General features: G+C 70.3%; 13 protein-coding genes. 7 read left to right on the top strand and 6 right to left on the bottom strand.

Annotated features, from left to right (window positions below):
* Positions 1–115: 115 nt before the first annotated feature.
* The 6 genes from CLT71_RS34335 to CLT71_RS34310 form a co-directional block, all read right to left on the bottom strand.
* Positions 116–1,240, bottom strand: a complete 1,125-nt coding sequence (locus CLT71_RS34335; protein WP_101370758.1) for an MFS transporter — start codon at positions 1,238–1,240, stop codon at positions 116–118.
* Between the two features lie 117 nt (positions 1,241–1,357).
* On the bottom strand, positions 1,358–2,113 hold the full coding sequence (locus tag CLT71_RS34330) for an ABC transporter permease (RefSeq protein ID WP_101370757.1): 756 nt from the start codon (positions 2,111–2,113) through the stop codon (positions 1,358–1,360).
* Positions 2,106–2,942: an ABC transporter ATP-binding protein gene (locus CLT71_RS34325; RefSeq protein WP_101370756.1), complete on the bottom strand. Its 837-nt coding sequence runs from the start codon at positions 2,940–2,942 to the stop codon at positions 2,106–2,108. Before CLT71_RS34325 ends, CLT71_RS34330 begins: the two co-directional genes overlap by 8 nt.
* Positions 2,935–3,774, bottom strand: a complete 840-nt coding sequence (locus CLT71_RS34320; protein WP_101370755.1) for an ABC transporter permease — start codon at positions 3,772–3,774, stop codon at positions 2,935–2,937. The genes CLT71_RS34325 and CLT71_RS34320 overlap by 8 nt, the downstream gene beginning before the upstream one ends.
* Positions 3,771–4,730 (bottom strand): ABC transporter substrate-binding protein, encoded by a 960-nt coding sequence (locus CLT71_RS34315; protein ID WP_101370754.1) that lies wholly within the window; start codon positions 4,728–4,730, stop codon positions 3,771–3,773. Before CLT71_RS34315 ends, CLT71_RS34320 begins: the two co-directional genes overlap by 4 nt.
* A 509-nt stretch (positions 4,731–5,239) precedes the next feature.
* On the bottom strand, positions 5,240–6,013 hold the full coding sequence (locus CLT71_RS34310) for a fumarylacetoacetate hydrolase family protein (RefSeq protein WP_101370753.1): 774 nt from the start codon (positions 6,011–6,013) through the stop codon (positions 5,240–5,242).
* Between the two features lie 170 nt (positions 6,014–6,183).
* On the opposite strand from CLT71_RS34310, the gene CLT71_RS34305 reads away from it, so the two are divergent.
* The 7 genes from CLT71_RS34305 to CLT71_RS34275 all read left to right on the top strand — a co-directional run bounded on the left by CLT71_RS34305 (position 6,184) and on the right by CLT71_RS34275 (position 13,117).
* Positions 6,184–6,555: a YkvA family protein gene (locus CLT71_RS34305; protein ID WP_143743734.1), complete on the top strand. Its 372-nt coding sequence runs from the start codon at positions 6,184–6,186 to the stop codon at positions 6,553–6,555.
* Between the two features lie 131 nt (positions 6,556–6,686).
* Positions 6,687–7,910, top strand: coding sequence for a helix-turn-helix domain-containing protein (locus CLT71_RS34300; protein WP_101370752.1), 1,224 nt, complete (start codon positions 6,687–6,689; stop codon positions 7,908–7,910).
* A gap of 71 nt (positions 7,911–7,981) precedes the next feature.
* Entirely contained in the window at positions 7,982–8,314 is a 333-nt protein-coding gene (locus tag CLT71_RS34295) for a PadR family transcriptional regulator (RefSeq protein WP_486483606.1), read from the top strand.
* Between the two features lie 20 nt (positions 8,315–8,334).
* Positions 8,335–9,750 carry a hypothetical protein gene (locus tag CLT71_RS34290; RefSeq protein ID WP_143743733.1) on the top strand — a complete coding sequence of 472 codons (1,416 nt, stop codon included), beginning with the start codon at positions 8,335–8,337 and terminating at the stop codon, positions 9,748–9,750.
* Positions 9,751–9,867: 117 nt separating this feature from the next.
* The gene (locus CLT71_RS34285; RefSeq protein ID WP_101370750.1) at positions 9,868–10,815 is read left to right on the top strand and encodes a carbohydrate ABC transporter permease; all 948 of its coding nucleotides are present in this window, start codon (positions 9,868–9,870) and stop codon (positions 10,813–10,815) included.
* Positions 10,812–11,642, top strand: coding sequence for a carbohydrate ABC transporter permease (locus tag CLT71_RS34280; protein ID WP_101370749.1), 831 nt, complete (start codon positions 10,812–10,814; stop codon positions 11,640–11,642). The genes CLT71_RS34285 and CLT71_RS34280 overlap by 4 nt, the downstream gene beginning before the upstream one ends.
* A 65-nt stretch (positions 11,643–11,707) precedes the next feature.
* On the top strand, positions 11,708–13,117 hold the full coding sequence (locus CLT71_RS34275; protein WP_101370748.1) for an ABC transporter substrate-binding protein: 1,410 nt from the start codon (positions 11,708–11,710) through the stop codon (positions 13,115–13,117).
* The last annotated feature ends 44 nt before the right edge of the window (positions 13,118–13,161 follow it).

Raw genomic sequence — 13,161 nt, 5'->3', positions numbered from 1 at the left:
CCAACCAGCGACGGTCGAACCGGCCCACCGGCACCGACCCGGCGACCGGCACCCGACCGGCCAGCGGTGGCGATCAGTCCGCCTGGGGCGGCAGGCAATCCGCCGAGGGCGGCGGTCAATCGGTCGGCGGCGGCGGTCGACGCAGCGCCGGTATCACCGCGACCGCCCCGACCAGGGCCATCGCCGGGCCGGGTGGGAAGACGGGCAGCAGGGCCACGATGCCCAGCGGCGACGCCAGCAGCGCGACCGCCCGGTACGTGCCGACGTCGGCAACCACCCGGCCCCGCTCGGCGGGTTCGACGGCGTACGCCGCCATCGAGGTGCAGAGCGTCTGCAGCATGCCCGCGCCCACCCCGCTGGCGAACAGCAGCGCGACAGTGACCGGAAGGTGGCCCGGCCAGAGCCCGATCCCGGCCAGCCCGGCGCCGGCCGCCAGTGCACCGGTGACATACAGCGGGCCCAGCCGGCGGGCCGGTGCGACCCCGGCCAGCATCGAACCGGCGATACTCGTCGCCGAGCCGAAGCCGACGAGCAGGCCGACCGCCGAGGCGGAGTAGCCGGCCGCGGCGAGCACCACCGGGACGTACGAGCCGAGCAGTCCTCGCCAGGTGCCGGTCGAGACGGCCGCCAGGACCGCCGGGCGCAGTGCCGGGCGCCGCCACACCTGCCACACCTGGCCACCCGTACGCGCCGGCGGTGGCAGCGGCAGACGGGTCAGGCGCAGCGCGGGCAGCGCGGCGAGTGCTGTGGTGCCGATTCCCAGCGCCAGCGCGGCCGGGAGCGAGCCACCGACCAGGCTGATCATGGCCGGTCCGGTCACCAGCCCGATGCCACCGACGAAGTCGACCACGGCCAGTGCCCGACGCGGCTCGGGAACGCTGCGTACCACGTGGGCCTGCATCCCGAGCCAGAAGACACCGCGGGCGACGCCCTGGGCGAGGCTCGCCAGCACGAACGCCCAGAGCGCCGGCAGTGGCAGCACCAGCGCGCTCGACAGGCACAGCAGCGCCACCGCGGCCAGGATCAGGCCGCGCTCGGTCAGCCGGTGGTCCCAGCGCGCGACGACGATCCGGATGCCGATCTGGCCGAAGCCGGAGATCGCCACGAGTACCCCGACGGCTGCCGCGCCGTGCCCGTGGTGCAGCGCCAGCAGCGGCAACGCCACCGTGTTGATGCCGAGACCGTGGCAGAACAGGAGCGTGCTGAGCGCCGTCGGACGCGCGGCCGGGCCAGCGGTCATCGGTACCGGCGATCCACTGCCCCGTGCCGGTGCCGAACGGGCCGAGCCGCTCGGCGGGCTCGCTGATCCCCTGGCGCTCGCTGACCCCTTGGCGCTCGCTCATGTCCGGGCGCTCGCTCATGGTTGGGCATTGCGTTCGTCCGCCCGGGTGATGGCGAGGTTGAAGATGGCGACCAGCACCAGCGCGACGGTGATGTAGGCGTACAGCTCCGGGGTGCGGAACGAGCCGGAACTGGAGGCGATCCGGTAGCCGAGCCCGTCGGTCGAGCCGAGCAGCTCGCCCGCGAGCACCCCGATGAGGCAGAGCGCCGCCCCCAGCCGGATCCCGGAGAGGATGAGTGGCCGGGCGGCCGGGATGAGTACCCGGGTGACGGTCTGCCGCCGGGTCGCCCCCAGCGCGGCGGCGGCGGTGAGGTAGCGCGGCGGCACGGTGGAGAGGGCGAGCACCGTGTTCGCCGCGATCGGGAAGAAGCCGTAGAAGCCGCCGAAGGCGACCTTCGACATCGGCCCGATCCCGAAGAGCAGGATGCAGATCGGGTAGAAGAGGATGATCGGCACGGTCTGCGCCCAGGCGAGCAGCGGCGTGGCGACCCGCGCCGCCGGTGCCCACCGCCCGACGAGTACGCCGACCAGCAGCCCGGAGGCGGCGGCGAGAGCGAACGCACCGACCAGTTCCAGAGCCGTCACCCGCAGGCTGCCCCAGAAGACGGGATCGCGCAGCAGCTCGGGAAACTCCTGGAGCACCCGCTCGGGGCGGGGCAGCAGGATCGGCGACACCCGTCCGGTGCGCGTCTGGTAGACCCAGATCGCCACCACCACCGCAGCCAGGCCGAGCTGGATGGCGACGACGGTCAGCCGCTCCCGCCTAGCCACGCCGGCCGTCCCCGCCCACGCCGCTCATCTCGGCGAGCGTCGCCGCCCGTACCTCCTCGTGCAGCAGCTCGAAGAGACCGTTGCGCAGGTCGGTGAAGCCGCGCGAGGTGGAGAACTCCGGCTGGCGCGGCCGGGGTTCGGTCACGGTGAGGATCTCCTTGATCCGCCCCGGCCGGGCCGACATCACCACCACCCGGTCGGAGAGGAACACCGCCTCGCTCAGGCTGTGCGTCACGAACACGATGGTCTTGCCGGTCTTCTCCAGGATCCGCGCCAGCTCCTCGCCGAGCACGGTCCGGGTCTGCTCGTCGAGCGCGCCGAACGGCTCGTCCATGAGCAGGATCTCCGGGTCCATCGAGAGCGCGCGGGCGATCGCCACCCGCTGCTGCATGCCGCCGGAGAGTTCGCTCGGGTACGCGTTCGCGAACGCGCCGAGCCCCACCAGGTCGAGGTTGTGCTCGGCCCGTTCCCGGCGCTCCCGCTTGCCGACGCCGCGGAACTCCAGCCCGACCTCGATGTTGGAGATGATCGTGCGCCAGGGGAAGAGCGTGTAGTCCTGGAAGACGAAGCCCACCTTCTGCGGGGTCGGGCCGGTCACCCGCTGGCCGTCGAGCACCACTTCGCCCGAGGTCTGCCGGCGCAACCCGCCGAGGATGTAGAGCAGGGTGGACTTGCCGCAGCCGCTCGGGCCGATCAGGCTGACGAACTCGCCCCGGCGTACGTCCAGGCTCACCCGGTCCAGCGCGATGACCGTGTGCCCGCGCTGGGTCTGGTAGGCCATCGTCACGTCGGTCGCGGTAATTGTCGCCGCGGTGGTCGTTTCAGCCATGGCTTCCTCTCCATCGGCTCAGCCGCTTCTCCTGCCAACGCCACAGCGAGCCCAGCAGGATGGCGAAGAGCGCCAGCCCCAGGACGAGGGCGAAGACCCGGTCGGTGCGGAAGGTGGAGGTGTAGAGGCCGATGTAGTGGCCGATACCCTCCTGTGACGCGAACAGTTCCATGATCAGCACGCCGAGCAGGGCGTGCTTCATGCCGTACCAGAGCGCTGCCATGACCGTCGGCAGCGAGCCCGGCATCACGACGGTGCGCAGGGTCTGGAGCCGCGAGGCTCCCATCGACCGCGCGGCGAGCAGCAGCCGACGGTCGACCATGCGTACCCCGGCGGTGACGGTCACCGCGACCGGGAAGAATCCGGAGACGGCTCCGTAGGAGATCTTCGAGACCACACCGAAGCCGGCCACCAGGATGAAGATCGGGATAAAGATCATCTTTGGCGTGGAGAAGAGGCCGAGGATGACCGGGTGGAAGGTCCGGTAGGCGATCTTGGACAGCCCCATCGCCGCCCCGGCGAGCACGCCGGCCACCGCGGCGATCGCGAACGACACCAGGAACATGCCGATCGCACCGGCGAACGCCGCCCGCACCCCGGCGTTCCCGGCGAGGTCGACCGCCGCGACCGCGATCTCGCTCGGCGCGGCGGCGAAGGTCGAGCTGATCAGGCCGAGGCGCACGGTCAGCTCCCAGGCGACCAGCCAGACCGCCAGCACGGCGAGGATGCCGAGCCTGGTCCCGGAGAGCGATCGCCACCGGGGCGCGGTGCCGGCACCGCGGTCGGAGACCGCGGTGCCGGCTACCGGCCGAGCCTTTTGATCGGTACTCATCCCGCCGCCGCGACCGGCACGAACCGGTCGTCCCAGAACGTGTCGACGGCGGGCTCCTTGTCGGTGATGCCCTGGGCCACCACCGAGGCGGCCAGCCCCTTGAGGTTGACGTCGGGGATCGTCCCGTCGAGCGAGAGGTTCGCCATGTCGTGGTCGTAGGTCTTGCTCGCCACGTTCTGGGAGACCTCGAAGGTCTTGACCATGAACGCGATCGTCTCGTCCCGGTTGGCCTTCATGTGGTTGACCGTCTCGTACCAACCTTCGAGGTAGGCCCGCATCGCCGCCTCACGGTCCGCCACCGCCTTGTCGGAGGCCACGATGATCTCGAAGACGTTGTCCTTGACCACGTCGCCGAAATCGAACAGGACCCGCCCCTTGCCCTGCTCCTCCAGCGCGAAGCCGGCCTCGGCGGACCAGACGAACGCGTCGGTCGCGCCGGACTCCAGCGCCGCGAGCTGCTCGTTCAGGCCGCCGATGTTGGCCCGCTTGATGTCGCTCTCCGCCCAGCCCTGGTGCGACGCGATGTTCTTGGCCAGGTAGTCGGTGAGCGAACCCGCGGCGGAGACGCCCACGGTCTTGCCCTTGAGGCCGTTGATGTCGGTGATCGGGGAGTCCTTCGGCACGACGACGAGCATCATCTTGAAGTCCTTGCCGATCAGCCCGACGATCTTGGACGGTACGCCGCTCAGGATCGCGTCCACCCCGGAGGCACCCGCCGTCAGGCCCAGCTCCGCCTGCCCCGAGGCCATCGCCTGGGAGACCTGGCCGCTGCCCTGCACGTAGATGTTCTCCACCTTGAGACCGCGCTTGCTCCACACGCCGAGCTCGACGCCGTACTCGGCGGGGAGGAACTCGAACGTCTGCCGGATGCCCACGGCCACCTTGACGGTGCCGAGGTCGTCGCCCGAGGCCGAGGCCGCGTCGTCGTCGCCCCCGCATGCGGACAGGCCCAACATCAGGGACACCGCCGCGGCGGCCACGATAATTTTCCGTCTGGTATTCACTGCCGGCCCTCTTTCACCGCTCAACAACACATCTGAATTCACCACAGAAAATGTCGGCAACTCGACGAACGACGTTGTTCTTCTGGCCGTTGCCTTTGGCGTGCGACAGGTGAGGAAGCCAACACGGTAACACCTATCACAGGCAAGAGCGCCATACCACTGAGCGGAATAGACCGCCGGCCGGGACCGGGCGGCCGAACCGAACCACCCATCGGGCTACTTCCGTCGCCATGACGCATTCGGCCCTCCACCAGGCTCAGCACAACATCCACATCGAACAGGCCAAAGATCCACTCTTTGGGTCACGCGCCGTGACAGCACCCTCGCAATACGCAGTGCCGGAAACTGGCAGACAGACAGGAAAGGTCGAGCCGGGACGACGGGGAACGAATAGGCGCCGCCCTTTCCGACACGCGGGCACGAGGGCGACAAAATACCCCCGTACGCGTCAGGACAAAGCGTCAGACGAATTCCGCGCGGACGCTTCCGAGGCCGGGGAATTCTGCCGTCACGACGGCGCCGGAATCGATATTCACCGCTTTGGTGAGCGAACCGGAGAGAACCACCTGGCCCGCCTCGAGTCGTTGGCCGAACTCGCCCAGCCGGTTCGCCAACCACACCAGGGCACCCAGCGGGGCACCCTGGACGTCTCCGCCCACACCGGTCGCCGCCACCTCGCCGTCGACCAGGAACCTGCACGGCACGGCAGCCAGGTCGGCCGCGTCCACCGGCAGGGGATCCGGGCCCAGCACGACCCCGCCGGACGACGCGTTGTCGGCGACCGTGTCCACCAGGCCGATCCGCCAGTCCACGATCCGCGAGTCGATGATCTCCAGGGCCGGGTGCACGGAGCCGACCGCCGCCACGGCGTCCCGGACGGTCAGCCCCGGTCCGGCGAGATCGCCCGCCAGCACGAACGCGAACTCCGGCTCGGCCCGAGGCTGGAGGAACCGGTGCAGTGGGATCGGCTCGTCCGGCGGGAAGAACATGTCCGCGAAGAGGTGACCGTAGTCCGGCTGGTCGATGCCGAGTTGCTTCTGCATCGCCACCGAGGTCAACCCGATCTTGTGCCCACGCAGTACCCGACCGTCCCGCAGCCACTGGTCCACCTGGGCCAACTGGATCGCGTACGCCTCGTCGACAGTCAACGCCACCGGACCGGCCGAGATCGGCTCGATCGCCCGCCGGGTCGCGTACGCGTGCAGCAGCCGCCGTGCGGCCTCCTTGGTCGTCACGCCCGGCAGTGCAACAACAGGTGACCAGGCTCGGCAAGCCGATCCGCCCACTCACCGGACACCCACCCGCCGGCCGGTGCACCACCCACGGTCCAGGCCCCGGAGCCGGGACGCCGCTTCCTTCGTGGTGTCGCCGGGCGGTGCGCGGTCCACGGGGTTACCGTTGCGGCATGTCCCGGGAAACGTGGACCCTGATCGTTGTGCTGGGTGGCATCGTGGCCGTCGCCACGCTGGTCGGAGCCGTCATGCTCGCGATCCGGGTGCTGCGGACCCGCAAGCTCCTCGGCGAGTTGGGTGCCGGCGGCAAGGTGGCGTTCTACGGCGCGCTGATCTACACGGTGCTGCCGGTCGACCTGCTGCCCGATCCGATCTACCTCGACGACATGGGCGTACTGGCCGGCGCGTTGTTCTATCTGACCCGGCTGGTCCAGCAGCGTCGCGCGGCCCGCCCCGGTGCCCACGGGACCGCCATCTCAGCAGGCGGCTCGGCTGGCCGTACCGGCCGGGACAGGGCCACCGCACGCAGCCACCAGCAGGGTTAAACTGCCGACGGTCGGCAAAGTACGGCGACGACGCGGCCCCGCGTCTGTGCACCCGGACCCCCTCCGAGCCGGATCCGGCCGCTGCCGCCGAGGCACGGCGTGTGCCAACGACGCTGGCGGGAGGTGCACGGGTGGCCGCTACCAGCCGTGGCCGGGGCGCTGCCCCGGAGCAGGACTGGTTGCACGACGTCGCCGAGGCCGCCGCCCGGGACGCCGGCAACGTTCCGGTGGAGTTGCTCGGCGACTACCTGCCGTTGCTTGCCGACGCGGCCGTCACCGGGCGCCGACCCAAGCGGGCCGAGTTGGAGGCGGTCGGCCGGCTCGGGCGCCAGGCCGCAGAGCGGGGCGTCTCCGCCGGGCGGGTGGTCCAGCTGTACCTGTCCGCGGCCCGGCGGCTGTGGCAGGACCTGCCGATCGTGGTCCGCTCCCGCGATCGGGAGGCGGTACGCGCCGCCGCCGCCGCGGTGCTGCACGTCATCGACGACGCGGTCGCCACCCTCGCCGAGGGGTACGCCGAGGCTCGGCGCGAACTGGTCCGCCGCGAGGAGACGTTGCGTCGGGAACTGGTCGACGACCTGCTACGCGGCGACTCCGACCTGGCCTCGCTGGTCGAGCGGGCCGAGCCGTTCGGCCTCGACCTGGCCCGGGTGCACCAGGTGGCACTCGCCGCGCCCAGCCGGCGGTTGCCGGACACCGATGCGGCGATCAGCGCCCTGGAGGCGGTCATCTTCGACCGGCTCGGCGATCGCGACGTGCTGGTCGCCACCAAGGACGGTCTGCTTGTGGTCCTCGCGCCCGCCGAGCCGGCCGCGGCCGGTCGCACCGCCCCCGCCGACAAACGGCACGACCTCGGCCAACTGATGTACGGCGAACTCGACCAACTCCGGCAGGGCCGGCCCTGGCGGATCGCGGTCGGCCGGGCGCACCCCGGCCTGTACGGCATCGCCCGCTCCTACGAGGAGGCGCGCGAGGCGCTGACCATGGCCGGGCGACTGCACCTGGAGCGGCCGGTCGTCAGCGCCCACGACCTCCTGGTCTACCGGGTCCTGCTCCGCGACCAACCCGCCATCGTCGACCTGGTCTCGGCGGTGCTCACCCCGCTGACCCGGGCCCGTGGCGGCGCCGAGCCACTGCTGTCCACCCTCGAGACGTACTTCGGCACCGGCGCGGTGGCGACCGAGTCGGCGAAGAAGCTGCACGTCTCGGTGCGCACAGTCACCTACCGGCTGGACCGGATCAAGAAACTGACCGGGTACGACCCGGCCGATCCGGCGCACCGGTTCACCCTGCACGCGGCGGTACTGGGTGCCAAGGCGCTCAACTGGCCCACCGACCCCCTGCCGACGGTCAGCTGACCGAGCAGGCGGGGACGAAGCCCGGAACCGCCCCTCTTGCAATAGTCAGATCAACTTACTATGTTGCCGAAGTGGCTATTCGCGAACCGAGCTACTACACGCTCGCCGCCCTGCTAGACGGCCCGCTCCACGGGTACGCGATCATCAAGCGCGCCGAGGAGCTGTCAGCCGGTCGGGTACGCATGGCGGCCGGCACCCTCTATGCGGCGCTCGACCGGCTCAGCGCCGAAGGACTCCTCCGCGTCGTCGACGAGGAGGTGGTCAACGGGCGGGCCCGGCGCTACTACGAACTGACCGACGAGGGCGTCGCGGCGCTCCGCGCCGAAGCCGAACGGATGCTCCAGGCCGCGCGGGTCGTCACCGACCGGCCGGCACCGCGCTGGCGGGCGGTGCGGCCGGCATGAACCAGGACAGGGCGGCCGGCATGAACCAGGACAGACTGGAGGCGCGGTTCCGGTTGCTGCTGCGGGCCTACCCGGAGCACTACCGGCGGGAGCACGGCGCCGAGATGATCGGCACGCTGCTGGAGGTGGCCGGGGCCGACCAGCGACGGCCCACCCTGCGGGAGGCGTCCGTCCTGGTCCTGCACGGCCTGCGGACCCGCGCCGGAGCGCACCGCGCCCGCTCGACCGGCTCGGCCCTCTTCGGTGCGCTGCGGCTGGCCGTGCTCCTGCTGCTGGCGTACGCCACGGCCGGCAGCCTGACGCAGACCGGCAGGATCCTCTCCGGTATCGCCGCCGAGCGCACCCTGGCGTATCCGTCCGGTCTGGTCCACCCGGTGACGACAGTCATCGCCGCCTCGGCCATCGTCGCGGTGGCCGCCGGGCGACACACCCTGGGCCTGCTGGCGACGCTCGGTGCACTCGCGACAACGCTCACCAGCCTGCGTCTGGACTTCGTCACCGTGGACTCCACCACCGGCGAGCGCCACTACCTGCCGGTCGAGTTCCTCGGTCACGTCGCAATGACCGACTCGACGATCTGGCCGCTTCCGATCGCCGTACTGCTGATCGTGCCGCTGGTCCGTTGGCCGGCGGCGGGAACCCGGCGACCCGCGGCCTGGCTGCTCGCCGTGCCGATCGCGGTCTTCCTGCTACCCACCGACTACGACGTGACGATCGGCCTGCAACCGGCGGGCACCGTGGTCGTGATGGCGGGCTTCCTGTTGTGGGCCGCCGTGGATGCCCGGGCCACCATCGCGGCCGGGATGCTACTGGTCCCCTTGATTGTCAGCGTGCTGTCGATTGCGCCTCGACGGCGCATGGGGGCAGCTCGACCTGATCGGGAACCGGTGGTTCTGGACGCTCGTCGTCGGAGCCGTCGCCCTGCTGGGCACCGGCACCCTCGTCCTGCGCCGTCAGGCCCGGGTCTAGCGTTCCACACGCTGCGGCGCCCCCACGATGCGGTGACGCGGCTGCGGCAGGGGTGGAGGTGGCTTCCGCCGACCTCCACCCGCGCGGGGCGGACCCCGCCTGCCGCAGCCGCGCCCGGCGGCACCGTACGGCCCGGTGACCCGGTCACCGGATCCGATCGTGTGTCACGTGTAGGGCTTGTCGGCGCTTGGCCTGCCGTCCTCGGTGCGTACCGCGCCGGACTCGGGCGAACCCGGCGCCGCCTCCGCGGCAGCGCGGTTGATGGGTACGCTCCGCCCCAGCACCTGCCCGGTGTCGTTGCCCGGATCGTCGACCACCATCTCGTCGCCGGCCGGGGCTTCCCCGGACCGATCGTCGTTGATCCAGTTCTCCTGCTCCCGCCGGTTCGCCTCTGTTGCGTCCGTGGACTGCCGAGTCATCCAATCACCTCCGTTCAGGCCCCGTTACCCAGGTGGCGGGGGCGGTAACCGGATCCGGTCCGATCCACCTCCGGCCCGACCGCCGGACTTCGACGCCGGTAACTGCTAGATCAAGATCGAGCCGGAACGATGCCACGAGGATGAATGCGTTGATACTGTGCGGCGGTGTCTCCCCCGCTAGCTGCCGAACGCGCCAGAGCCGGCGCGGCCACGGATCCCCCGGCACCCCCGGGTGCCCGGCCACGACGTGAGACCCCACTCTCCTGGCTGCTGTTGCTGCCGTCGATAGTGGTTTTCGCGCTCTTCATCTTCTGGCCCCTCGCCCGCACCTTCTATCTCTCCGTCCACGGCAACGACATCTTCGGTGCGCCGAGCGCCTACGTCGGTCTCGACCACTACACCGAGATGTTGTCCGGCGAGTTCGGTGAGGTCCTGGCGACCACCGCGTTGTTCACGCTGATCAGCGTGCTGCCCGCGGTCATCGGCGCGCTTGTCGTGGTGTTGCTGCTGGAGGCGCGGCTGCGCGGCGTACGGGTGCTGCGTACCGCCTTCGCCCTCCCGTTCGCGTTCTCCGTGGCGACCGCGTCGGTGGTCTTCGCCGTCATCTACAACCCGGCGATCGGGATCGCCAACGGGCTGCTCGGGGCGGTCGGGATCGACCGGGTCGACTGGCTCACCGACCCGTCCATCGCGCTGCCCGCCGTCGGTCTGGCCACCGTGTGGATGAACCTCGGCTACAACGTCCTGGTGCTCTCCGCCGGGGTGGCGGCGATCCCACCCGAGGTGGTGGAGGCGGCCCGGCTCGACGGTGCCACCGGCTGGCGGCTGGCGACCGGAATCACCATCCCGCTGCTCTCCCCGCAACTGTTCTTCCTCGTCGTGGTCTCCACGATCCACGCCCTGCAGAGCTTCGGCCAGATCCACATCCTGACCAAGGGCGGCCCGGACGACGCGACCACCACGCTGGTGTACTCGATCTACGAGCGGGCGTTCGCGTTCGGGGCGTCCGACTTCGGCGGGGCGAGCGCCCAGGCGGTGGTACTGCTGGTGATCATGCTGATCTGCACGGCGATCCAGTTCGGCATCCTGGAGCGGCGGGTGCACTACCGATGAGAAGACCGAACGCCGGCCGGATCGTCGTCTACGTCGTCCTCGGGCTGGCCCTGATCCCGGTGCTCTTCCCGATCTACTACGCCTTCGCCGGTGCCGTGATGGGTCCCGGCGACCTGGCCAGCTATCCGCCGTCGCTGGTGCCGAGCGCCCTGCACTGGGCGAACTTCGGCGACGTCTTCCGCTCGGTGCCGCTGGGCCGGTTCTATCTCAACTCCGCGGTACAGGCCGGCGTGATCACCCTCGCCCAGGTGGTGACCAGCATCCTGGCCGCGTACGCCTTCGCGTTCCTGCGGATGCCGGCGAAGGCCGCGACCTTCGGTCTCTTCCTGGCCACCCTGATGGTGCCGTGGGAAGCCATCATCATCCCGAACTACCTGGCGATCTCCGACTGGGGACTGACCCGGGGCGGGTTGACCTATCTCGGGCTGGTGCTGCCCTTCCTCGCCTCGGCGTTCGGCACCTTCCTGCTGCGCCAGGCGTTCCTCCAGTTCCCGGCCGAGCTGCGGGACGCGGCGGTGATCGACGGCTGCGGCCACTGGCGTCTGTTGTGGCGGGTGGTGGTGCCGCTGTCCAAGCCGTCGATCGCCGCTGTCGGGGTCTACGTCTTCCTCTCCGCGTGGAACCAGTACTTCTGGCCGTTGATCCTGATCCGGGACGCCGAGTTCCAGACCCTCCAGATCGGGATCTCGCAGCTCAACGACGCCGAGGCGGCCCAACCCGGCCTGGTCCTGGCCGGCGTCGCGCTCTCCCTGCTCCCGACGCTGGCCGTGGTGGTCTTCGGCCAGCGGTACATCGTGCGCGGACTCACCGCCGGCGCACTGCGGTGAGCCCTCGACACGCAACGCGGTAAACCCTCTACAAAGGACCATCGCATCTCTCAAAAGGAGTGGAAATGGCAAACTCGCGGTTACGCCGGACGGGTGTGGCGTCCGTAGCCCTGCTCATCGCCACCGCGCTGCTCGGCGGGTGCGGCTCGGGCTCCGACGACGGCGACTCGGCCGAGGCGCTGAACGCGCCGGGTGCCGAGGTGCTCGACAAGGCCAGCGGCAAGACGACCGTCGAGTTCTGGCACGCCATGAAGGGCGCCAACGCCGCCGCGGTCGACAAGCTGGTCGCCGACTTCAATGCGCAGAGCGGCGGCAAGGTGGAGGTCAAGCCGGTCTTCCAGGGCAGCTACGACGAGACGATCGCCAAGTACAAGGCGTCGGTGCAGCAGAAGAACACCCCGGCCCTGGTCCAGGTCTACGACATCGGCAGCCGGTTCATGGTGGACTCCCGGCAGGTCGTCCCGATGTACAGGTTCATCGAGAAGGACGGCTTCGACACCGCCGAGATCGAGCCGAACATCGCCAGCTACTACTCGGTCGAGGGCAAGCTCTGGTCGATGCCGTTCAACTCCTCGACCCCGCTGCTCTACCTCAACAAGGAGGCGTTCGAGCGGGCCCGGCTCGACCCGACCAAGCCGCCGAAGACCCTCGCCGAGATCGGCGAACTGGCCAAGCGGCTCACCGTCAAGGACAGCAGCGGGAAGACCACCCAGTACGGCTTCGGCGCCGCGATCTACGGCTGGCTGCTCGAACAGCTCCTCGCCACCGACGGCAAGGAGTACTGCGACAACGGCAACGGGCGGGACAAGCTCGCGACGAAGGTGCAGTTCGACCAGGCCACCGGTGTGCAGGTGGCGCAGTGGTGGGCCGACCTGGTCCGCAACGGGTACGCGACGAACACCGGCCGGAAGACCGACGACGCCCAGGCCGCCTTCAAGGCCGGTACGGTGGCGATGCACCTCGAATCCACGAGCGTGCTGCGTGGGTACGTCGACGCCGCCAAGGGCAGATTCACCGTCCTCACCGCGCCGTACCCGAAGGTCTCCGACGCCTCCGCCGGCGGGCCGATCATCGGCGGTGCCTCGCTCTGGATCAACGGTGTCGGGCACAGCGACGCCGAGAAGCGGGGCGCCTGGGAGTTCGTCAAGTTCGCCTCCGGCGCCGCCCAGCAGGCCCAGTGGCACACCGGTACCGGCTACGTGCCGATCAACCCGAAGGCGCTGGAGGAGCAGATCGACAAGGACTGGGTGGCGCAGTACCCGCAGTTCCGGACCGCTGTCGACCAGTTGCACGCGCTCCCGCCGTCGGTCGCCTCCGCCGGCTGCCTGCTCGGGGTGATGCCGCAGGCGCGCAAGGCCTCCGAGGACGGCCTGGAAGCCGCGATCGTCGGGGCGAAGCCGGCCGAGCAGGCGTTGAAGGAGGCCGCCGCGAGCGTCCAGCCGGAGATCGACAGCTACAACAAGTCGGTCGGCTGAACCGGTAATCCGACCGCACCGCAGTGGACGGCAGGTCGGGCCGG

It is taken from the genome of Plantactinospora sp. CNZ320, from assembly GCF_002846275.1.
Note: the sequence above shows the minus strand (reverse complement) of the source record. Positions and strands in the feature narration are given on the sequence as shown.